The organism is Arthrobacter sp. BL-252-APC-1A (assembly GCF_009696625.1).
Classification (GTDB): domain Bacteria; phylum Actinomycetota; class Actinomycetes; order Actinomycetales; family Micrococcaceae; genus Arthrobacter_B.
On the sequence record NZ_VULS01000004.1, the window covers coordinates 167,990 to 189,568 of the forward strand.

A 21,579-nucleotide genomic window follows, 5' to 3' on the forward strand; every position below is an offset into this window, starting at 1 on the left:
CCGCACCCAGCGGCCTGCGCGAGAAGAAAGAACGGCGGTACCATTCCATGGCTTCGACCAAATCCAAACTGGATCCGATCATCTCCCTGGCTAAGCGCAGGGGCTTCGTCTTCCAGTCGGGTGAGATCTACGGTGGTTCGCGTTCCGCCTGGGATTACGGGCCCCTCGGCGTCGAGCTGAAGGAAAACATCAAGAAGCAGTGGTGGCAGTCCATGGTCCGCGGCCGCGACGACGTCGTAGGCCTGGATTCCGCGGTTATCCTCCCGCGCGCCGTCTGGGAAGCCTCCGGCCACGTTGAGGTCTTCTCCGACCCGCTGGTTGAGTGCCTGAGCTGCCACAAGCGCTACCGCGCTGACCACCTCGAAGAGGAATACGAAGAGAAGAAGGGCCGCGCACCGGAAAACGGCCTGGCGGACATCGCCTGCGCCAACTGCGGCACCAAGGGCCAGTGGACGGAGCCGCAGGAATTCTCCGGCCTGCTCAAGACCTTCCTGGGCCCGGTGGCCAGTGAAGAAGGCATGCACTACCTGCGTCCGGAAACGGCCCAGGGCATCTTCGTGAACTTCAACAACGTGCTCACCACCTCCCGCAAGAAGCCGCCGTTCGGGATCGGCCAGATCGGCAAGAGCTTCCGCAACGAGATCACCCCGGGCAACTTCATCTTCCGTACCCGCGAGTTCGAGCAGATGGAGATGGAATTCTTCGTCGAGCCCGGCACGGATGAGGAATGGCACAAGTACTGGATCGAAACCCGGAAGAACTGGTACACGGACCTGGGCATCGACCCGGAGAACCTGCGCCTGTTCGAGCACCCGCTGGAGAAGCTCAGCCACTACTCCAAGGGCACTACGGACATTGAATACCGCTTCGGTTTCCAGGGCTCGGAATGGGGCGAGCTGGAAGGCATCGCCAACCGCACCGACTTTGACCTTGGCACCCACTCGAAGCACTCCGGCACTGACCTGAGCTACTTCAACCAGGCCACCAACGAGCGCTTCACGCCGTACGTCATTGAGCCCGCCGCCGGCCTGACCCGTTCCTTCATGGCGTTCCTGGTGGACGCCTACACCGAGGACGAGGCACCGAACGCGAAGGGCGGCGTGGACAAGCGCACCGTCCTGCGCCTGGATCCGCGCCTGGCCCCGGTCAAGGCTGCTGTGCTTCCGCTGAGCCGCAACGAAGACCTGTCCCCGAAGGCGAAGGAACTGGCCGCCCAGCTGCGCCGGAACTGGAACATCGACTTCGACGACGCCGGTGCCATTGGCCGCCGCTACCGCCGCCAGGACGAGATCGGTACCCCGTTCTGCATCACCGTGGACTTCGACACGCTCGAAGACCAGGCCGTAACCGTCCGCGAGCGGGACACCATGGCCCAGGAGCGCGTGAGCCTGGACAAGGTTGAGGGTTACCTCGCCGAACGGCTGATCGGCGCGTAATGGCGATCTCCTTCCGTGAATGGCGCGAGGACGACGACCTGGCGCTGATCCAGCTTTGGGGCGACCCCGAGACCGGTGAAGCCGCGCACTTCCGTTCTGTCCTGCGGCCGTCGGCCAACGAGCCGTGGAGCCGCTGCATCGTGGCGGAGGACGACGGCGTGCCGGTGGCTGCAGGGGTGGTCTACGAGACCAGCCTGCACCCGGACCGGCTGTGGGTGTACATCGAGGTAGCCCGGGAGAACCGGCGTGCCGGCCTCGGGTCCACCCTCCTGGGCATGCTGCGCAAGGAAGCCGAGAGTGCGCCGTCGGGCGTCACGAAGCTCCGTGCCAAGGTATCTCCGGATACCCCGGGTGCGGCGTTTGCTGCCGCCGCCGGGATGGAGCCCATCCAGCGTTCCCGCGCGGTGATCGTTGAACCGGGCAAGATCAAGCTGCCCGTCTTCGAGGACCACGGACCGCAGCTGGAAGAAGCGGCGACCGGATCGGTGGAACTGACCCGCGCCGTCGCTGACTTCTACAACGCCGTCCATGACTGGGACCGGGCGGACATGGGAATCGGCCGTGCCCAGCAGATGCTGCTGCAGGAGGCCACCGGCGCGTCCGGTGCCGTGGTGCTGCGGGACAAGCCCAAGCATGAAGGCGGGAAGATCGCGGCTTTCGCCGTGAGCTACACCTCTGAGCGCACCGACGCCCCGGCGGACGTGCTGCTGGGCTGGGATACCGGGCTGGAGGAATCCGAGGCGGAAGCCGCAGTGGCCTCACTGCTGGCCATGCTCGCCTACCAGTACCCGGTGCAGCTGGAGGTCGATGACTCGATGACAGCTCTGGTTCGTGTCCTGGAGCCGCTCCTGGCCGCCGGCGCCGCACGGCAGGACGGTGCGGACACGCTGATCGTCAGCAGCTGATTCGTCCTTTATTTAACAACGACGGCGCCGGATCCCGCCCAGGGGTCCGGCGCCGTCGTTGTTTCTTGGGTGTTCTCAGGCAGTCAGCTGTCCGGAGAGTGTGAACAGCACCGAGTCGGCAACTTCCCCCAGGCTGCGCTCCGGAGCGAAGACGAGCCACTCGATGCCGCCCACCAGTACGGCGCCAAAGACGGTGCCAGCCATCAGTTCAGCATCCGGGCGTTCCGGGTGGGTCTGCCTGATCACTGCCACAAACTCGGCCAGCGCCTCCCGGCGGACCAGCTGGAGCGGGGTTTGCCAGGACCGGTCCGTCCGGAAGATCTCGGCCGCGATGAGCTTGGCCAGGGGCTGGTTCCCGGAAATCACCTCGAGCATGGCGGTAATCATTGAACTCAGGGCAGGAGCACCGGACCTGCCCTCGCGGGCCTGCCGCAGTGTCTCCGCCAGAGCGCCCACTCCGTCCAGGAGCAGCTGTTCAAAGAGCTTGTCCTTGGAAGAGAAGTTGTAATAGACGCTTCCCTTGGCGACGCCGGCGCGCACGGCAACGTCTTCCATGGTGGTGCCCGTTATCCCGTTCAGCGACGCCAGCTCCAGGGCGGCATCCAGAATCGACCGTTTGGTGCCTGATACCCGTGGCATGCAATGAGTCCTTTGTTTCTCCGGTGGTTCCCTTCGATCTTAGAGGTGCAGCTCAGGATGCAGGCGCTTGATCGTCCACATGCGCTGCCGGCCCGCGCTCAGCGAGCTCACCGCTACGCACACGGCAGTAAGGATGCCCAGGAACGCCACGGCGATCCACATGCGGGCATCAACTCCGCCCGTAATCAGCGCACGAAGTCCGTTGACCACGTAGGTTGCGGGCATAAACGGGTGCAGGGCCTGGAAGAAGCCCGGTGTGGTTTCCACCGGGTACGTACCGCCGGAGGAGCTGAGCTGCAGCATCAGCAGCACCAGCGAGACCACACGTCCTGCTGCTGTGCCCAGCACGATGATGAGCATTTGCTGCAGCGCCAGGAACGCAACGGTGGTCAGGTACAGGAAGGCACCCGTGCCCAGCAGGTAGGCGGGATGGATCTCAAGGCCCCAGACCATCACGGCCATCATGATCAGTACCTGGCCCAGGCCAATGGCCAGGGCAGGGATGAGCCCCGTTGCCGCTGCCCGGAATCCGGAGACACCGGCAGCCAGTGCCCGGGTGGGAAGTGCGCGGAGGAGCAGCCAGGTAATCAGTGCGCCCACGAAGGTGGCCAGGGCCAGGAAGAAGGGCGCAAAGCCTTCGCCGAAGCTGTCCGCCTGGGTAGCGAAACCGGCGTCCAGTTCAACTGGATCAGCAGCTACTGCGGCTTTGGCATCGATGAGTGAGCCGTCATCCTGGGGGAGGGCGCTGCCTCCGTCAGCCAGTGCATCGGCAAGGGTGTGGCTGCCTGCCGACAGTTCGCCGGCGCCCTCGGAGAGCGAGGTGCCGCCGTCAACCAGTTTTCCGGCTCCGTCCGCCAGGTCGGTGGTGCCTCCGCTGAGGGTGGCTGCGCCCGCGTTCAGTTCAGCGGCGCCCCGGGCTGCTGCCTGCGCGCCGTCGTCCACCTGGGAAGCGCCCGCAGTGAGGTCCGCCGCACCCGCGGACAGCGCCGCAGCGCCGTCGGCTGCGGACTGTGCGCCTGCGGAGACCTGGGCGGCTCCGGCGGCGAGGTCTGAGCTGCCGGCTGCCAGCCTTCCGGCGCCGTCGGCGGCCTGTCCAATGCCGGCCTGCAGTGATTCGGTGCCGGAGGCGACCTGCTGTGCGCCCTCGGCCAGCGGCATCAGCTGGGCCAGCAGTGCGTTGTCAGGATCCTGTGCGGCCAGTCCGGCGACGAGCTGATCGAGTCCGGAGGAGACCTGGGCCGCACCCGTGTTCAGCTGACCGGCCTGCGGGACGGCGTCTCCGAGTTTGCCCGAAAGCGCGGAAAGGCTGGTGTCCAGCGTCTGTGCGCCCGAGGCCACATCGGCAGCGCCGTCGGACAGGGTGGCTGTGCCGGCCGAGAGGGACTGTGCCCCCGCAGACAGGTTGCTGCTTCCGGCGGAGAGGGCTGCGGTGCCGGAGGACAGGTCGGTCAGTCCGGCTGCCAGCGTGCCTGCTCCGGCAGAAAGCCTGAAGGCTCCGTCCTGCAGGGTAACCGTGCCGTCGGCCAGGCTGCCCAGACCTGCGGTCAGCTCTCCAGCTCCGGTGACGGCGGAGTCGATTCCTTCGCTCAGTTCACCGGCGCCGGCGGCGGCGTCGCGGAGGCCGGAACCGGCGTCGTTCAGTCCCACAAGAAGCGTGGAGGCAACCTGATTGCCCAGCTGGGAGGAAACAGCGGCCTGCACCTGTGCCATTGCCTGCTTGCCGAGCACGCCGGCCAGGAAGTTGTTGGAGTCGTTGTAGTCGACCTTGAGTTTTGCCGCCACCGGGTTGTCCGTGCCCACGGACACGGCGCTGGCGGAGAAATCCTCCGGGATGGTCAGCGAGAGGTAGTACGTGCCGTCGGAGACTCCGGCGGCAGCATCGGCAGCGTTCGTTGAATGCCAGTCCAGGTCAGCGCCGTCGAGCAGTTTTGTTTCAAGTTCGTCTCCGGCATTGAGGGCTTCCCCGTCCCGGTCTGCTCCCTTGTCCTCATTGACCAGGGCGACCGACAGCCCGTCCAGGTGCTTGTCCGGGGAGTCGAAGGCCCAGAGATACAGGGCGCCGTAGATCAGCGGAATGAACAGCATCACCACAACCGCGATTTTGGGCAGGGTTCCCCGCCTGAACCGGCTGAGTTCGGTGCCGGGTGAAAAGAGAGCAAACATCAGTGCGCCTCCTCGGCGATGAGCAGTGCGGAGGGCTGGATCTCGAGACCGCTCCACAACCGTGTTTCCAGGGACGCGGCACCAACGACGACGGCGGTGCCGTCTGCCGCGAGGGCCGCCAGGCGCTCCATCACCAGGGCACGTGCCTCTTCGCTGTGGACCTGTTCAATGTCGTCAACGAAGAGGATGCGGGGACGGGACAGCATGGCCAGGGAGATGCGCAGCAGGAACTGTTCTGCCTCTCCGAGGTTCCAGATCACGGTGTTCCCGGCAGGCACCGGCGTGCTGCTGCCGAAAACGGGCCCGCAGGCACGGGCTGCCTGGCGGTCGGAAACCTTGGGAACGAACTGCCACCACGGCGCGAGCCAGGCGAGGCGTTCGCGGAGGGCCTGGCCGACAGTGACGCCGGGCTCCAGGTCATCAATGTCGCGGAACCCGGCAATGGCGGTCTCTTTCTGGACCTGGCGGGCGGCCCGGGGGAGCGGATGGCCGAGGACCTCGAGGGTACCGCTGCCGGCTTTCATTCGTCCCGCAAGGGTGAGGAGCAGGCTGGTCCGGCCGCTGCCGGCAGGGCCGCACACCACGCTGAGTGGATCGGCCACGGTGAAACTTAGCGGGCCGTAGACGCGGCCCCGCGCGGCGGCGAGGCTGAGCCCCTCCGCTGAGATAAGCGGTTGCACGTAGGTGCCTTTCTGTTTTTGTACTGACCAGTCAGTCTAACCCTGTTGGATGCCGGCGAATTACCGATTCGGCAATCAGCGCACGGCATAGGGAGAATGGGGGTGCCTACCCCGTCCGGCCATCCGGTCACCCCAAGAACCAGTGAGGACCAGCATGGGACACAGTCACCTGCCCGCTCCGGGCACACCCACGCGCGCTGCGCTCGCGGCACGGCGTCGGGCGAACCGCCTGCTGGCCTGGATCCTGGTACCCCTGGGGCTGCTGGCATTCGCCGGCATGGTGGCCCTGTGGCCCAGCGGAGACACCGGCGAGGTCACTGTGGCTGATCCCTATGCAACGGCCGACGGCGTTCGTATTGACACCGGTTCGGTCCAGCGGGTGCTGGAGGAAGACTGCCCTTCGGCAGTAACCCTCACGCAGGCCGGAGCCCAGGCTCCGCAGTGCCAGGTGGCGTATGCGCTGCCCTCATCCGGCGGTGCCGCCGTCCCGGTGGAAGTCCCCCCGGAAATCGCCAAGACCAATGAGATCGAGGCCGGGGACACCATCCGCTACCTCAACCTCGAAGACGTCATGGTGGACAGCGGTGCGCCACCCTACATCTTTATGGATTTCGTCCGGAGCGTTCCCATCGCGGCCCTGGCCGTGCTGTACGCCGGCGTTGTCATCGCCGTCGCGCGCTGGCGCGGACTGCGCGCCCTCATTGGACTTGGCGGCGCCTATGCCGTGCTGGCCGGGTTCATCCTCCCCGGACTGGTGGAGGGCAAACCGCCGCTGCTGCTGGGACTGGTCGGATCGAGCGTGATCATGATCGGGGTGCTGTATTTCGCCCACGGTTTCAGTGCCAGGACCTCGACGGCGCTGCTCGGCACGCTCTTTGGCCTCGCCATCACCGCCGGGCTGGCAGCGTGGGCCACGGATGCCGCACACCTGGTAGGCGTCGACAATGAGAACGCCTACGCACTGATCAACGCGTCCGACGAACTCTCCATCTCCGGGATCATCCTGTGCGGGCTCATAATCTCCGGACTGGGTGTGCTCAACGACGTGACCATCACCCAGTCCTCGGCGGTCTGGGAAATGTACGAACTCGCTCCCGGTGCCTCTGCCAAACGGCTGTTCGCCGGCGCCATGCGAGTGGGCCGGGACCACATCGCCTCCACGGTGTACACCATCGCCTTCGCCTACGCCGGTGCTGCGCTCCCGGTCCTGATCCTGGTGTCCCTCTACGACCGCACGCTGGCAGAGACCCTTACCAGCGGCGAGCTGGCCGAGGAAGTCATCCGAACACTGGTCGGTTCGATCGGCCTGGTGCTGGCCATCCCGGTGACCACCGCCGTCGCGGTCCTGGTGGTCAAGGCAGTGGGCATCTCCCGTTCCCCGGAAGCCGAAGGGGAAGGGGCCGGGGGAGTGGCCGACGCCGCCGTTTCTGTGGACGGCGACGACGCCGTTGTCTCCGGTGGAGCCCACGACGACGCCGGCACCCGGCGCGGTGCCCGGCGCCTTGCCCGGGCGCAGCGTGCTTCCGGCCGCGGACCCGTTGCTGTCTCCGGACCGGCTGCTGTCCCCGGCCCCGCTGATGTCCCGGGAACCGCAGGTGTCGCCGGACCGGCTACTGAGCTGCCGGCTCGGGAATGACCGGCGGCTCGAAGGTGAAGGTCATGCCGAGCAGCCAGACCAGCAGCAGCACCACCGGCAGGTGAAGAATGAACTGCAGGAACGTGAACCCCACCAGGTCCCGTGCCCGCAGCTTCAGCACGGCGAGCAGGGGCAGCATGAAGAATGGGTTGATCAGGTTCGGCAGGGCCTCGGAGATGTTGTAGATCTGCACGGTCCAGCCCAGGTTCATGTCCACGTCCGTGGCTGACTGCATGACGTACGGCGCTTCCACCAGCCACTTGCCGCCGCCGGAGGGAACGAAGATCCCCAGGATCACTGTGTAGACCGCAATGACCACGGCAAAGGCGCCGCCGGAGCCGACGTCGGTGAAGAAACCGGCCAGGTGCTCGGAGAGAGTCAGGCCGCCGGCGCCCTCGGCCTCGGTGAGGATGGCGGCCATTGACGCGTAGAGCGGGAACTGCACCAGGATTCCAGCCGTGGCGGGAACAGCTTTGGTGACTGCCTGGAGGAAGTTGCGCGGTGTGCGGTGCAGCACCAGGCCGAGCACCAGGAAAACCAGCAGATAGGCGTTCAGGCTGGAAATGACACTCAGGAATGGCTTGGCAGCGAAGGAAGATACCAGCCATCCGGCCGTCAGCAGACCGATCAGCGCAGGAAGGATCGCCGAGTACTCCAGCCACTCGCCGGGGCGCTGCCGCTTCGACGCAGGTTCGGGCTGGTCATTGAGGTCAATGCCCAGATCCTCGGCTGTTCGGATGGCACTGCCGCGGGGAGCAGAGAAGTGGGCGATCACCGTAGTCAGTGCTATCAAAAGAACGCAGGTCAGCATCGACTGCCAGGTGAAGATGGTCTTGCCGAAGTCGAGGACTCCCGTGATTTGCAGAAGTGCCGGCGGAAGGGAGGCGGCCGTGGCCTGGAGCTGGGCGGCAGAGGAAGACAGGCCAAGTGCCCAGACGGCGCCCAGGCCCATAAACGCTGCGGCGCCGAGCGCACGGTAGTCGACGTGCAGGTCCCTGCGGCGCGCGATGGCCCTGGCCAGGAGTCCGCCGAAGACGATGCTGAGTCCCCAGTTCAGTACGGAGACTGACATGGAGAGGAACGCTACGAAGCTTACGGCGGTGGCAGGCGCCTGGGGTATCCGGGCGAGCCAGGCGATCAGCCGCGCCACCGGGGGAGATGTGGCCACGACATAGCCGGTCAGGACCACCATGGACATCTGCAGCGTAAACGCGGTCAGGTCCCAGAAACCGTCTCCGAACGAATCCACCACCGCCTGCGGCGAGGAACCGTTCAGCAGTGCTGCCAGCCCAATAAGCACCACACCGCCGAGCGCGAAGATGTAGGCGTCGGGAAACCACTTTTCCGTCCAGCGGGCCAGTGCCTGGGCAACCCTGGCGAGCCCTTTCTCGGAACCGGCAGACCGCTCTGTGGCCGTTGGCATGGTGAGACTCCATCTTCTCGGTGCTTCCCGGCTGCGGCGTTGAAGCCGGGAGGCCTGCCAGTCCCGGAGGGGCCGGCAGGCCTCCTGCACCGTAGAAAGGGCTCCGGCGGACAGTCAATACCCCGGCCCCGAACCCGTGCCGGGAACCCGGAAACGGTCCTGCCGGCGTCGTGCATTATTGGCGCGTGATTGGCCGTGATTGGCCGCGTGCGGGGGAGCGGCGTTGCTGAATGCGGCGTCTGGTGTGCGGCGTTCCTGGACCCAGCGATCCTGCGTTTTGGGACAAATCGTCCACGAAGGGACAACCCTGCCACGAAGGGACAATCCTGCCGCCGCGCCGCGCAGGAAAGTCTCCAAGCGGGAGGAAAGTCCCAAAACGGAGGAATACGGCTCCCTGAGGTGTCCCGATACGGCGGGAAAGTCCCAAAGTGCAGGAAAACCCCTTCCCCCGGCTGCCCCTAACGCAGGAATGTCCCGAAACGGAGCAACCGGGCACCGGAGCAACCGGGGACCGGGGCAAACGTACATACAGGCAAGGCTGGGCTCCGGATAGGCGGGGCACCGGAGTAAGCGGACAGCAGACCGGCAGGGCCCCGGGCCGGCCGGGCCCCGGGCCGGCCGGGCTCCAAACGGACAGGCACCCTGCCAGGCGGGCCGCCAAAGCCGGGACGCAAGGCGCTGGACCAGGCCGGAATCCGCTCCGACCCGGGACCAACCCTGCGCTCGGCACCAACAGCCTGCGGCAAAGGTCAGCAGGATTTGCACCCGCTTGCGAGAATAGGAAGGTGAGCGTTGCAACGACTAAGACCAGGCTTGAACTGCCGCCGCTGAAACTCGGCCGGCTGACCGTTGATACGCCGGTGATCCTGGCGCCGATGGCGGGGATCACCAACAAGGCGTTCCGACGGCTGTGCCGTGAGTACGGCGGCGGGCTCTACGTGACCGAAATGGTTACTTCGCGTGCCCTGGTGGAACGCTCGCCGGAGTCGATGCGAATCATCGAGCACGACGATGACGAGTCCATCCGCTCCGTCCAGCTCTACGGCGTTGACCCGGTTACCGTTGGTGCCGCCATCCGGATCCTGGTGGAGGAAGACCGTGCCGACCACATTGACCTGAACTTCGGCTGCCCCGTTCCCAAGGTCACCCGCAAGGGCGGCGGCTCGGCCCTGCCCTGGAAGCTGGACCTGTTCACTGCGATTGTCCAGACCGCCGTCCGGGAGGCGTCCAAGGGCGGCGTCCCGCTGACGATCAAGATGCGCAAGGGCATTGACGAGGACCACCTCACGTTCCGTGAAGCCGGAAAGATTGCCCGGGATGCAGGAGTTGCCGCAGTCACGCTGCACGGCCGCACCGCGTCACAGTTCTACTCCGGCAAGGCCGACTGGAACGCCATTGCCGAACTGCGCGAATCCCTCCCGGACGTACCGGTGCTGGGCAACGGTGACATCTGGTCCGCTGAGGACGCCATCGCGATGGTCGAGCAGACCGGTGTTGACGGCGTCGTCATCGGCCGCGGCTGCCAGGGCCGCCCCTGGCTCTTCGCCGACCTGCAGGCTGCCTTCGAAGGAAGCGCCGAACGGCACCGCCCGGGCCTGAAGGAAGTGGCCGACAGCGTCTACCGCCATGCCGAACTGCTGGTGGAGACCTTCGGTGACGAAGTGATCGCCCTGCGGGACATCCGCAAGCACATGGCCTGGTACTTCAAGGGCTACGTCGTGGGGGGAGAGCTGCGGGCTAAGCTGGCCACTGTGCCTTCCCTTGAAGTCCTGCGGGGGCTCCTGGCGGAGCTTGATCCCACGGCACCATACCCGGGTGCGGATGCCGAAGGCCCCCGCGGCCGGGCCGGCACACCCAAGAAGACAGCCCTGCCGGAAGGCTGGCTGGACGGCCGGGAGCTCAACCCCGCCCAGAAAGCCATCATTGCGGCAGCCGAACTCGACGTATCAGGTGGCTAAGAACCAATGACCCTCCCGCAGGTTTTCCGTACCGCCGGCTACACCGATGTCGACCTGGCGCGCTGGGTGACCGAGCCGGCCAAGAGCACGCACCGGACCCAGTTTGGCCGTGACCGTGCCCGGGTGCTGCACTCCTCGGCGCTCCGGCGGCTGGGAGCCAAGACCCAGGTGGTGGCACCGGACACGGACGACTTTGTCCGCACCCGGCTGACCCACAGCCTGGAGGTAGCCCAGGTGGGCCGCGAGCTCGGCAACGCCCTGGGCTGCGATCCGGACGTCGTGGACGCCGCCTGCCTTTCCCACGACCTGGGGCACCCGCCTTTTGGCCACAACGGTGAAACTGCACTGAACGACATTGCCCACGCGATCGGCGGGTTTGAGGGCAACGCCCAGACCCTGCGCCTGCTCACGCGCCTGGAGCCCAAGATCATTGCGCCGGACGGCTCCCCGGCAGGGTTGAACCTGACCCGTGCCAGCCTGGACGCATCCTGCAAGTACCCGTGGTCCGCCGTCGACGCCCCGCTGGTCAATGGGCACCGCACCACCAAGTTCGGCGTCTATGAGGATGACCTTCCGGTGTTCACCTGGCTCCGCGACGGGGCCCCTGCCGGGCGTTCCTGCCTCGAAGCCCAGGTCATGGACCTGGCGGATGACATTTCCTACTCTGTCCACGACGTCGAGGACGCAATTGTTGCCGGGCACGTCCAGCTCAAGTGGCTGGACAATCCCGACCAGCGCGCACGCGTGATCGGCTATACCCAGCAGTGGTACGTACCCACCGCAGAGACTGCTGCCGTTGACGCTGCACTGGCCCGGCTGGAAGCCGAAGCGGTCTGGGTGCGCGAAGCCGACGGCAGCCGCCGCGCGATGGCGGCGCTGAAGGACATGACCAGCCAGCTGATCGGCCGGTTCTGCTCCAGCGCACTGAACGCCACACGGGACATCTATGGTCCGGATCCGCTGACCCGGTACAACGCGGAGATGGTGGTCCCGGAGGAAACGCAGCTGGAGATCGCCGTGATGAAGGGCCTTGCCACCACTTTTGTGATGACCACGGACCAGCGGCAGCCGCTGTACGAACGCCAGCGCGAGGTCCTCACCAACCTGGTTGCCCAGCTCTCCGCCACCGGCGACCGGCACCTGGAACCAATGTTCGCTGCGGACTGGCGGGAAGCGCCCGACGACGGCGCGCGGCTGCGCGTGGTCATCGACCAGGTCGCGTCCCTCACAGACGGTTCTGCCCTGGCCCTGCACGAACGCCTGGTTGGGCCGGTTCCCGCGCTCTGGTAGCCGGTCCGGTTTGGTGCCGGGGAATAAGGTAGAACCATGGCCGGCCTGATTAAACGCGAAGACATTGATGAAGTACGTTCCCGCACCGACATCAAGGCGGTAGTGGACGGGTATGTCACGCTGAAGTCCGCCGGCATTGGTTCCTTCAAGGGGCTGTGCCCCTTCCACGACGAGCGCTCACCGTCCTTCCACGTCCGGCCGCAGGTCGGCACGTACCACTGCTTCGGCTGCGGGGAGAGCGGCGACGTCATCTCCTTCGTGCAGAAGATGGACCACGGAACGTTCTCGGAAACCGTGGAGAAGCTCGCCGCCCGCCTCGGCTACGAACTGCACTACGAAGACGGCGGCACCGGCCCGCGCCGCGAAGACGTCGGCAAGCGGCAGCGGCTGCTTGATGCGCACAAGGTTGCGGCGGAGTTCTTCCGCGAACAGCTGGTAACCCCCGGCGCCGCTGCTGCCCGCGGTTTCCTGGCTGAACGCGGTTTCGACCCCGCCGCAGCCGAACACTTCGGCGTCGGATACGCGCCGCAGGGCTGGGACTCGCTGCTGAAGCACCTCACCGGCCGCGGCTTCACCCGGGATGAGCTGGCCCAGACAGGCATGTTCTCCACCGGGCAGGACGCCTCCAGGTTCTATGACCGGTTCCGCGGCAGGCTCATTTGGCCTATCCGCGACCTCACCGGCGCCGTCATCGGCTTCGGTGCCCGGAAGCTCTACGAGGATGATCAGGGCCCCAAGTACCTGAACACCCCGGAGACTCCGCTCTACAAGAAGTCGCAGGTGCTCTACGGCATCGACCTCGCGAAGCGCTCGATTGCGAAGGACCGCCAGCTTGTGGTGGTGGAGGGCTATACCGACGTGATGGCCTGCCACCTCGCCGGGATTACCACCGCCGTCGCCACCTGCGGTACGGCTTTCGGCACCGACCACATCAAGATCGCCCGCCGGCTGCTCTCCGATGACGGCACCGGGGGAGAGGTCATCTTTACCTTCGACGGCGACGCCGCCGGCCAGAAGGCAGCGCTCCGTGCGTTTGAGGAAGACCAGCGCTTCAACGCGCAGACCTTTGTGGCCGTGGACCCCAACGGCATGGACCCGTGTGACATCCGGCAGCAGAAGGGCGACGCCGCCGTGGCGGAACTGATTCGTTCCCGCCGCCCGCTCTTTGAGTTCGCGATCCGCTCCACCCTGGCCAAGTTCGACCTCAACACCGTCGAAGGCCGGATCTCCGCCCTGCGGGCAGCCGCTCCCGTAGTCGCTGAAATCCGCGATTCGGCGATGCGTCCGGCATACGCCCGTGAACTTGCGGGCTGGCTGGGCAGCGAAGTGGACGATGTCCTGCGGGCAGTCAATGCCGCCGCCAAGCGGCAGCGGGAATCCCGCGACCCCAACAGCCAGCACAATCAGCACAACCAGCGCTCCCAGCACGGCCAGGAGACCGCGCGGGACCGCAGCACCCACACGCCTCCGGCTGAAGATCCGGCGCACCAGGCTTTCACCCGGCCAGACCCCAACGATCCGGCCGCACGCATGGAACGCCAGGCCCTGGAAGTTGTCCTGCAGCAGCCCGGGCTCCTGGACGCCGGCCAGTGGGAACGGTTCAAGGCCGCCCGGTTCACCGTTCCGGCCTACGTTGCCGTCCATAACGCCGTCCGTGCAGCCGGGGAGGTACCCGGTTCAGCTGCTGCCTGGGTGGAACAGGTCCGCCAGGAGCTGCCGGACGCACTGCGCGGGTTCGTGAGCGAACTTGCCGTGACACCCATCCCTGCCCGGGACGCTGATGCACTGGCGCTTTACTGCCGTGACATCCTCAACCGGCTGTTCGAACTGCAGGTCACGCACCTGAAGGCAGAGAAACTGGGACAGCTGCAGCGGCTTGATCCGAACGCGGATCCGGCCCTGTTCCAGCAGCTGAACCGTGAGCTGATGGAGCTGGAAATGCAGCGCCGGGCCCTGCGCGAGATGCAGTGAAGTCCGGATTTCGTTTCTAGGCGCTTCGTCTGTAAAGTAATAGTCGCGCTTTCCCCCGTAGCTCAATTGGCAGAGCATTCGACTGTTAATCGAAGGGTTACTGGTTCGAGTCCAGTCGGGGGAGCAAATGGGCTCCTGACCTGCACAAACAGGTCAGGAGCCTTCTTCCTGCTTCGATGTCCGGGGTGGGAGGCAGGGCAGGTGGTCGGTGACAGCCTCCGGTTCCTGTAGACTGATGTCGCCGCTTTCCCCCGTAGCTCAATTGGCAGAGCATTCGACTGTTAATCGAAGGGTTACTGGTTCGAGTCCAGTCGGGGGAGCAACTGCCAAAGGCCTGTAACAGGAACACTGTTACGGGCCTTTGCCGCGTCCCGTACCATTCACTGCCCGTGGAACGCGGAGCCGCGCCGCCGAGACCGCATGGTTTGCGGATCTCCCCGTGATCGTGGCTACACTGGGGGTCTGCCGCTGCAAAGGGCACTGGAACCACAACTGTCCGGTGCTGCAGGCGCCAGGGGCGTACCTATCCTGATGCCCATACCGGAGCCCTACTGCTCTGTTACGTTTCGCGCACGTGAGGCCGCTGATCCAGCAGGCTACGCATCCGCGGTTCCTCTCTGTTCCTACATCAGGAGTACAACCATGACCTCTACCGTTGCATCAGCAGCCATCAGCCAGCAGGAAATTTACGCGGCCCACGAAGGCGGAAAGCTGTCGGTGGAAACGAAGCAGCCGCTGGATTCGATTCGCGCGCTCTCGATCGCCTACACGCCCGGAGTCGCAGAGGTGAGCCGCGGAATCGCCGCAGATCCTTCTTTGGCGCAGACCCACACCTGGGCATCCCGTCTGGTGGCTGTGGTCAGTGACGGCACCGCCGTGCTGGGCCTGGGAAACATTGGCCCAGCGGCATCGCTGCCGGTCATGGAAGGCAAATCCGCGCTCTTCAAGACCTTCGCCGGGCTGAACTCAATTCCGCTGGTCCTTCAAACCACGGACGTCGACGAGATCATTGAAACCCTGGTGCGGCTGCGGCCCAGCTTCGGTGCCGTGAATTTGGAGGACATCTCCGCTCCGCGCTGCTTTGAACTCGAACGCCGGCTCATCGAAGCACTGGACTGCCCGGTGATGCACGATGACCAGCACGGTACGGCGATCGTGGTGCTGGCAGCCCTCACCAATGCCGCCCGGGTCATCAAGAGGGACATGTCAGGGCTGCGTGTGGTGGTAAGCGGTGCCGGTGCCGCCGGCGTCGCCTGCGCGAACATCCTCCTCGAAGCCGGAGTGAAGGACGTCATTGTGCTTGATTCCCGCGGAATCCTCTCCGAGTCAAGGGCGCTGGACGGTGCCAAAGGAGAACTGGCCGGACGGACCAACCCCCGGAACCTCGACGGCGGTCCGGCAGAGGCACTGGCAGGCGCAGACGTCTTCATCGGCGTTTCCTCCGGTACCGTGCCGGAGGACATCCTGGCCACTATGGCCCCTGACGCCGTCATCTTCGCGCTCTCCAACCCGGATCCGGAAGTCCATCCCGATGTTGCTTCCCGCTACGCCGCAGTAGTTGCCACCGGGCGCAGCGATTTCCCGAACCAGATCAACAATGTACTGGCGTTCCCCGGTGTATTCCGCGGGGCACTGGACAGCGGTGCCCGCCGGATCACATCGGCCATGAAGGTCGCAGCTGCGCAGGCCATCGCTGACCTGGTGGGGGATGGTCTCAGCGCTGCACACATCGTGCCCAGTCCGCTCGATCCGCGCGTTGCGCCGGCCGTCGCGGCAGCCGTGGCATCGGCAGCGGAGTAAGTCCTCCGGAACCCACTCGCGGCGCGTCCCCGGACCTGAATCCGGGGACGCGCCGTCGTTGTGCCTGCCCGCGGTTCGGGTGCCCGGCGTTGCGCGTTGGCTGCGGAACGCTGAATACTCCCTGTGCAGTTCCCACCAACTCAAAGCATGCTTAGTGTTGGAGTAGGCTTTATTGGTTATTTCCCAGTACTAGGAAAGCCGAGGAATCGATGGGCGCCAGTCAGACAGGCCCTAGCCGGGGAAGTGCCGGGAATGTTGCTCATCCGGCCAAGGTCATTGCCGTTACCGTTGCCGCTGCCGTAGGCGGTCTGCTCTTCGGTTTTGATACGGCCGTGATCAACGGTGCCGTTGACGCGATCGGCGGCGAGTTTTCGCTTAGTGCGGGTGTCCTTGGATTCACCGTAGCCATCACGCTGCTCGGCTGCGCGATCGGTGCCTGGTTTGCCGGACAGCTGGCAGACCGGCTGGGACGCAAAACCGTCATGGTGACGGCTGCTGTCCTGTTCGCGGCCAACTCCATCGGTTCCGCCTGGGCGTTCAGCGTGTGGGACCTGATGCTGTGGCGGCTAATTGGCGGCCTGGCCATCGGTACCGCGTCAGTTATTGCGCCGGGATACATCGCCGAAGTGGCGCCGGCGAAATGGCGCGGCGCGCTTGGATCGGTGCAGCAGCTGGCGATCACCCTGGGTATCTTCGCGGCGCTCCTTTCGGATGCCTGGCTGGCAAACACCGCCGGAAGCGCGTTCAACGAGCTGTGGTGGGGCATGGCCGCCTGGCGCTGGATGCTCCTGGTAGGGGTGTTCCCGGCAATCGTGTACGGTGTCCTGGCCCTGACAATTCCTGAGTCTCCGCAGTACCTGGTGCGAAAAAACCGGGACGAAGACGCCGCCCGGGTGCTGCGTGACATAACCGGTGTGCAGGACACGGACCGGAAGATCCGCGAAATCCGGGACAGCTTCGAGAACGAGGAAAGGGCAACCTACTCCGACCTGCGCGGGACCATGCTCGGGCTCAAACCCATCCTCTGGGTCGGCATGGCGATTGCCGCCCTGCAGCAGCTGGTGGGCATCAACGCGATCTTCTACTACTCCACTACGTTGTGGCAGTCGGTTGGCTTCAGCGAGTCGGACTCATTTACGACATCGGTCATCACGTCCGTGGTGAACGTACTGATGACCATCGTCGCCATCGCGTTCGTCGACCGGGTGGGCCGGCGGAAACTGCTTATGACCGGCTCGATCGGCATGTTTGTCGGTTTGCTGGCAGCCACAGTCTCCTTCTTCCAGGCTGACAGCAGCAGCGGTGAAGTCGTCCTGCCGCAGCCCTGGGGTGCCATCGCCCTGATCGGCGCCAACCTGTTCGTGGTCTTCTTTGCAGCAACCTGGGGACCGGTCATGTGGGTGACGCTGGGAGAGATCTTCCCGAACAACATCCGTTCCCTGGCCCTCGGGCTCAGCACCATGGTCAACTGGATCTTCAATTTCATCGTGACGCTCTCCTTCCCCTGGGTCAGCGAGAACTTCGGCCTGTGGATCATGTACGCAATCTTCACGATCTTCGCCGTGGTCTCGTTCTGGTTCGTGAAGACCAAGCTTCCCGAGCTCTCGGGACGTGAGCTTGAGGAGAACAGGGACCATCTGTGACTGGTGGTGCTGGGGCGATGCGCGCAACTGATAGTGAAACCTGAGGAGAATGGTAATTTTGGGTAATGGCAACGGCGAACAGTAACGAGCAGACGGAGGCAGGGCCGATGAACAGCTCCGCAAGCACCAGGACCCAGCGGGCTAATGGAAGCTCCTCCCTCGTGGGCCTCTCCAAGGTGATGGCGAGGCTGCTGCCCCGCCAGGTCAGCGACGAACTGTCCCTGGCCCTGGCGGAGATGAAGCAGAAGGGCATCAAGGCAGGCGTCGCAGCGGCGTTCCTCGTCGTCGCGCTTCTTTTCCTTGCCGCACTGGGTGTTGCACTCATCGCCGCGGCCATCCTGGGCCTTGCCACAGTGATGCCCGCGTGGCTCGCTGCCCTGCTGGTCGCCGCTCTCTTCCTGGTGATCGCTGCAGTTGCTGCCCTTGTTGGCGTAAACCGCTTCAAGAAGACCATGCCGCTGCTCCCCGAAGACGCGCTCCGGGGAATCCGCTATGACCTCGGCGTCCTCAAGGAAGGCCGGAGCTTCGATCCGTCCACCCTTGATGCGCCCAGGAAGCCGAAGGAAAAGCCGGAAGAAGGCAAGCAGGAGAAGGCTGAGGATGCCGTGCAGAAGCCGACGCCCGAGGAGCTTCGCATCCGGCTGCGCCAGCGCCGCGAACACATGGCCGCGGTCCGGGACGGACTCGGCGAGAAGGCAGACGTCAAGAAGCAGATGCAGGACCTCAAGGCCCGCCGTGCGGCGGACCGGAAGAACGGGAGCTCTGCGGCAGGAGCCCAGGGCGAAGGCCTGGCCGATGAGGTCGGTGCCATGTTCCGTGAACGCAAGCAGCCTTTGGCGGTCCTGGGGGCCTCCCTGCTGGCCATGGGGATCCTGCTGCGCAGGCTGGCGCGAAAATAGCGATTTGTTGAGGAAGGCAGAAGGAGAATACCTGTGATCAGGCTCATCGGCGCCGGGACACGACCGGGCCGGGGAGAGCGGGTTCTTGATACTTTCTGGACGATCCCCAACCTGATCACCATCCTGAGGTTCTTTGGCGTACCGCTATTCGTCTGGCTGATCGTCCAGGACAACTACGGCGCCGCGTTCATCACGCTGGTGATCGTGGGTTCCACCGACTGGGTTGACGGTTACCTGGCGCGCCGGCTGGACCAGGTATCGGCAGCCGGGAAATGGCTGGACCCCGTGGCTGACCGGCTGGCACTGATCATCGTTGCCACGGTGTTCGTAGTGGACCGGATCGCTCCGGGCTGGTTCATCCTTGCAATCGTCATCCCGGACATCATCCTGATTATTAATTCCCTGGTCCTGTTCCGCGGCAGCCCCAACCTGCCGGTCAGCAACATAGGCAAGATCCGGACGGCACTGCTGCTGGTCGGAGCCCCGATGCTGCTGCTCCAGAAGGTCCCCGGCTTTGACTATGACTGGCTGGCAGTGGCCGGCAATACTGTCCTGATACTTGGCTGCATTGGCCATCTGGCAGCGTTCGTTGGTTATATGCAGGCGTCCTGGCGGAAATACAGGAACCTGCAGGTACCGGCAGCCAAGGACGCATATGGTGCGTAAACCAGAATTCCGGAAGTCACCGGCGTGACCGGCATAGCGATTGCCTGCGCGCTGGCCAGTGCCGTGTTCCTCGCGTTCGGGGCGCAGCGGCAGGGGAGTGCCGTCAGCGCGGACACCGGCGGCCTGAGCCTCAACAGTGCTGGGCTCGGCCGGCTGCTGCGCAACCCGCGGTGGCTCTTCGGCCTCCTTCTGCTGGGCGTGGGGACTGGCCTGAACGTCGCGGCGCTGGCGATGGCACCGCTGACGGTGGTTCAGCCCATCGGATCCCTGGCACTGGTTATCACCACGATCGTGAACTCCCGGGATCAGGGCCTAAGGCTGAACCGCGTGACAGTGGTTTCAATCGTGGCCTGCGTTTTGGGCAGCATGCTCTTTGTGCTCCTGGCAGTGGGTGCCACCCGGTCCGAACCGGTGGTGGAAGCGCGGCAGGAAATCGTCATCGTCCTGATCCTCGCCGTCGTGGTGGCCTTCTTCGGCATGCTCAACCTGGTCTTCGGCAAGCGGCTCGGAGCAATCGCCCACATTCTCGGGGCAGGCATCCTCTTCGGTTTCGTTGCCGTCCTGACCAAGACCATTGCCGCGGACCTCTTGGACCCCAACGGCAGGTTTCTCCTGAACGTGCCCTGGTACACGATCGTCGGTATTGCCGTGGCCGGCGGGCTGGGCGCCTGGTTCGTGCAGAGTGCCTATTCGAGCGGGCCCCCGGACCTTGTCATAGCGGGACTGACGGTGATCGATCCGATGGTGGGGATCGCCATTGGGATTGGTGTGCTGAACGAACTTCGCCCGGATGTCCCCGCCGTGCTCGGCGTCGCGATGGGTGTCTGCGCGGTCATTGCTATTGTTGGGGTGGTCGCTTTGTCCCGCTATCACCCGGACGTCATTAAGCGCCGGGCAATGAACAAGCGAAGGCAGAAGCCCGTGTCCACCCGGGCCACGCCTACGAACAAGCCCTGACACCGCCTGACCCGACCGCTGCAACTTCAATAGAGGACTTCATTCGTGACCGAGGAACCGGCAGATAAACCGCTGACCATCCTGATCGCCTGCGACACTTACCCGCCCCACCTCAACGGTGCTGCCCAGTTCGGATTCCGGCTGGCCCAGGGCATGCACGGACGCGGCCACAACGTGCACGTCCTTGCGCCGAGCCCCGAAAGCGGACCGAGCCATTCCGAGACAGACGGCCCCTGGACCGTCCACCGGCTCCGTTCGCACGGAGTGCCCACCCACGAGTACTGGAGGATCTGCCTTCCGTGGGAAATCAAGAAGCATATTTCAATGCTTCTGGACCGGGTCCAGCCCGACGTCGTACACATCCAGTGCCACTACATGGTGGGGGAGTACACCCTTTACGAAGCCCGCAAACGCGGCATCCGGGTGGTTGCAACCAACCACTTCATGCCGGAAAACCTTGATCCTTTCCTGCCGTTCCCGAAGTGGTTCAAGCGGATCGTGGCCCGGAACTCCTGGCGGGACATGGGCAAGGTCATGGGCCAGGCGGCAGTCGTTACCACGCCCACGCCCCTGGCAGCCAAGGCGATGGTCGAGTACGCCCGCCTGCCGGACGTCATGCCGCTGTCCAACGGAATCGACGCTTCAACCTACGAGCCGCGGCCGGGCGAGTCGATCGACCGTCCGGACCACCCCACGGTGCTCTTCGTGGGCCGTCTGGCGGAGGAAAAGCACGTTGACGTGCTGATCGACGCCGTCGCCAAGACCCCGCCGGAGCTGAACGTCCACGCCGAGATTGTTGGCGGCGGCGAGGTGAAGTCGGCACTGATTGCACAGGCCAAGCGACTCGGCATCGAGGACCGCGTTGCCTTCCGCGGACTGGTCAGCGACGAGGAGCTGCGGCAGGCCTACCATCGGGCAGACATTTTCTGCATGCCCGGAACTGCCGAACTGCAGTCACTGGTGACCCTCGAGGCGATGTCCGCCTCCACGCCTGTGCTCCTTGCGGATGCCATGGCGCTTCCGCACCTGGTGGAGCAGGGCGAAAACGGCTACCTCTTTGAACCAGGCAACAGCACCGAGGTGTCCAAGCGGATCACCGAAATCCTGGAGCTTTCAGAAGACGAGCGGGCGAAGATGGGCCGGCACAGCCGTGCCATGGTCGATTCCCACAGCCTCGAGAGCACCCTTGCCACCTTCGAAAAGCTCTACCGCGCCGAAGGCATCTAGCGGAGCGGCGAGTGCAACCCCGGACGGCGAACGATTCGGCGCCTGGGGCTGCTGCCGATTAGGATGGCACTACTGCCCGTCAGGAACGGTGCAGTACACGGGGCTGTAGCTCAGCCGGTCAGAGCAGCGGACTCATAATCCGTGGGTCGTGGGTTCAAGCCCCACCAGCCCTACCCGTGAAGGCAGCCGCCGTTTCTTCCCAGGCAGAACGGCTGCACTGCACCCAAACACCCCGGTCCTCGGACCGGGGTGTTTTTCTTTGCCAAGGTCTGCCCGGCCCAGGGGA

Annotated in this window: 16 protein-coding genes and 3 tRNA genes; 15 read left to right on the forward strand and 4 right to left on the reverse strand. The window is 65.1% G+C overall.

Annotated features, from left to right (window positions below; genetic code table 11):
* Positions 1–47 precede the first annotated feature (47 nt).
* Both FYJ28_RS08160 and FYJ28_RS08165 read left to right on the forward strand, forming a co-directional pair.
* Positions 48–1,436, forward strand: a complete 1,389-nt coding sequence (locus FYJ28_RS08160; protein WP_154578955.1) for a glycine--tRNA ligase — start codon at positions 48–50, stop codon at positions 1,434–1,436.
* Positions 1,436–2,341: a GNAT family N-acetyltransferase gene (locus FYJ28_RS08165; protein ID WP_055240388.1), complete on the forward strand. Its 906-nt coding sequence runs from the start codon at positions 1,436–1,438 to the stop codon at positions 2,339–2,341. The genes FYJ28_RS08160 and FYJ28_RS08165 overlap by 1 nt, the downstream gene beginning before the upstream one ends.
* Before the next feature lie 75 nt (positions 2,342–2,416).
* Here FYJ28_RS08165 and FYJ28_RS08170 read toward each other — a convergent pair whose 3' ends face one another.
* Genes FYJ28_RS08170 through FYJ28_RS08180 form a run of 3 tightly spaced genes read right to left on the reverse strand, consistent with a single transcriptional unit; the run spans position 2,417 to position 5,823 of the window.
* On the reverse strand, positions 2,417–2,980 hold the full coding sequence (locus tag FYJ28_RS08170) for a TetR/AcrR family transcriptional regulator (protein ID WP_055240389.1): 564 nt from the start codon (positions 2,978–2,980) through the stop codon (positions 2,417–2,419).
* Between the two features lie 39 nt (positions 2,981–3,019).
* Positions 3,020–5,143 carry a YhgE/Pip family protein gene (locus FYJ28_RS08175; RefSeq protein ID WP_154578956.1) on the reverse strand — a complete coding sequence of 708 codons (2,124 nt, stop codon included), beginning with the start codon at positions 5,141–5,143 and terminating at the stop codon, positions 3,020–3,022.
* The gene (locus FYJ28_RS08180; RefSeq protein ID WP_154578957.1) at positions 5,143–5,823 is read right to left on the reverse strand and encodes an ATP-binding cassette domain-containing protein; all 681 of its coding nucleotides are present in this window, start codon (positions 5,821–5,823) and stop codon (positions 5,143–5,145) included. The genes FYJ28_RS08175 and FYJ28_RS08180 overlap by 1 nt, the downstream gene beginning before the upstream one ends.
* Before the next feature lie 154 nt (positions 5,824–5,977).
* Between FYJ28_RS08180 and FYJ28_RS08185 the strand changes: the two genes are divergently transcribed.
* A complete protein-coding gene (locus FYJ28_RS08185; RefSeq protein WP_154578958.1) occupies positions 5,978–7,459 on the forward strand; it encodes a YibE/F family protein in 1,482 nt (493 codons plus the stop codon).
* Here FYJ28_RS08185 and FYJ28_RS08190 read toward each other — a convergent pair.
* Positions 7,434–8,882, reverse strand: coding sequence for a short-chain fatty acid transporter (locus FYJ28_RS08190; RefSeq protein WP_154578959.1), 1,449 nt, complete (start codon positions 8,880–8,882; stop codon positions 7,434–7,436). The two genes, FYJ28_RS08185 and FYJ28_RS08190, sit on opposite strands and share 26 nt — an antisense overlap.
* A gap of 785 nt (positions 8,883–9,667) precedes the next feature.
* On the opposite strand from FYJ28_RS08190, the gene dusB reads away from it, so the two are divergent.
* The 12 genes from dusB to FYJ28_RS08250 all read left to right on the forward strand — a co-directional run bounded on the left by dusB (position 9,668) and on the right by FYJ28_RS08250 (position 21,466).
* Entirely contained in the window at positions 9,668–10,840 is a 1,173-nt protein-coding gene (gene dusB / locus FYJ28_RS08195) for a tRNA dihydrouridine synthase DusB (protein ID WP_055240393.1), read from the forward strand.
* Positions 10,841–10,846: 6 nt separating this feature from the next.
* The gene (locus FYJ28_RS08200) at positions 10,847–12,130 is read left to right on the forward strand and encodes a deoxyguanosinetriphosphate triphosphohydrolase (protein ID WP_154578960.1); all 1,284 of its coding nucleotides are present in this window, start codon (positions 10,847–10,849) and stop codon (positions 12,128–12,130) included.
* Between the two features lie 36 nt (positions 12,131–12,166).
* Entirely contained in the window at positions 12,167–14,101 is a 1,935-nt protein-coding gene (gene dnaG, locus FYJ28_RS08205; protein WP_154578961.1) for a DNA primase, read from the forward strand.
* Positions 14,102–14,152: 51 nt separating this feature from the next.
* Positions 14,153–14,225, forward strand: a tRNA-Asn gene (locus FYJ28_RS08210).
* Between the two features lie 123 nt (positions 14,226–14,348).
* A tRNA-Asn gene (locus FYJ28_RS08215) sits at positions 14,349–14,421 on the forward strand.
* A gap of 322 nt (positions 14,422–14,743) precedes the next feature.
* Positions 14,744–15,901, forward strand: a complete 1,158-nt coding sequence (locus FYJ28_RS08220; protein ID WP_154578962.1) for an NAD(P)-dependent malic enzyme — start codon at positions 14,744–14,746, stop codon at positions 15,899–15,901.
* A 209-nt stretch (positions 15,902–16,110) separates the two neighbouring features.
* On the forward strand, positions 16,111–17,544 hold the full coding sequence (locus FYJ28_RS08225) for a sugar porter family MFS transporter (RefSeq protein WP_055240397.1): 1,434 nt from the start codon (positions 16,111–16,113) through the stop codon (positions 17,542–17,544).
* Between the two features lie 107 nt (positions 17,545–17,651).
* Positions 17,652–18,443: a phage holin family protein gene (locus tag FYJ28_RS08230; RefSeq protein ID WP_082413433.1), complete on the forward strand. Its 792-nt coding sequence runs from the start codon at positions 17,652–17,654 to the stop codon at positions 18,441–18,443.
* A 33-nt stretch (positions 18,444–18,476) separates the two neighbouring features.
* A complete protein-coding gene (locus FYJ28_RS08235; protein WP_326831597.1) occupies positions 18,477–19,109 on the forward strand; it encodes a CDP-alcohol phosphatidyltransferase family protein in 633 nt (210 codons plus the stop codon).
* 24 nt (positions 19,110–19,133) lie between these two features.
* On the forward strand, positions 19,134–20,066 hold the full coding sequence (locus tag FYJ28_RS08240; RefSeq protein ID WP_055240399.1) for a DMT family transporter: 933 nt from the start codon (positions 19,134–19,136) through the stop codon (positions 20,064–20,066).
* 45 nt (positions 20,067–20,111) lie between these two features.
* On the forward strand, positions 20,112–21,293 hold the full coding sequence (locus FYJ28_RS08245; protein WP_326831598.1) for a glycosyltransferase: 1,182 nt from the start codon (positions 20,112–20,114) through the stop codon (positions 21,291–21,293).
* A 99-nt stretch (positions 21,294–21,392) separates the two neighbouring features.
* Positions 21,393–21,466, forward strand: a tRNA-Ile gene (locus tag FYJ28_RS08250).
* Positions 21,467–21,579 lie beyond the last annotated feature (113 nt).

Bases quoted from the DNA above. Each gene is read 5' to 3' on its own strand.
- FYJ28_RS08225 (WP_055240397.1), top strand. From the start codon at position 16,111: ATGGGCGCCAGTCAGACAGGCCCTAGCCGGGGAAGTGCCGGGAATGTT.
- FYJ28_RS08220 (WP_154578962.1), top strand. From the start codon at position 14,744: ATGACCTCTACCGTTGCATCAGCAGCCATCAGCCAGCAGGAAATTTAC.
- FYJ28_RS08230 (WP_082413433.1), top strand. From the start codon at position 17,652: ATGAACAGCTCCGCAAGCACCAGGACCCAGCGGGCTAATGGAAGCTCC.
- FYJ28_RS08190 (WP_154578959.1), bottom strand. From the start codon at position 8,882: ATGCCAACGGCCACAGAGCGGTCTGCCGGTTCCGAGAAAGGGCTCGCC.
- FYJ28_RS08170 (WP_055240389.1), bottom strand. From the start codon at position 2,980: ATGCCACGGGTATCAGGCACCAAACGGTCGATTCTGGATGCCGCCCTG.
- FYJ28_RS08185 (WP_154578958.1), top strand. From the start codon at position 5,978: ATGGGACACAGTCACCTGCCCGCTCCGGGCACACCCACGCGCGCTGCG.
- FYJ28_RS08200 (WP_154578960.1), top strand. From the start codon at position 10,847: ATGACCCTCCCGCAGGTTTTCCGTACCGCCGGCTACACCGATGTCGAC.
- FYJ28_RS08175 (WP_154578956.1), bottom strand. From the start codon at position 5,143: ATGTTTGCTCTCTTTTCACCCGGCACCGAACTCAGCCGGTTCAGGCGG.
- FYJ28_RS08160 (WP_154578955.1), top strand. From the start codon at position 48: ATGGCTTCGACCAAATCCAAACTGGATCCGATCATCTCCCTGGCTAAG.
- FYJ28_RS08165 (WP_055240388.1), top strand. From the start codon at position 1,436: ATGGCGATCTCCTTCCGTGAATGGCGCGAGGACGACGACCTGGCGCTG.
- dnaG (WP_154578961.1), top strand. From the start codon at position 12,167: ATGGCCGGCCTGATTAAACGCGAAGACATTGATGAAGTACGTTCCCGC.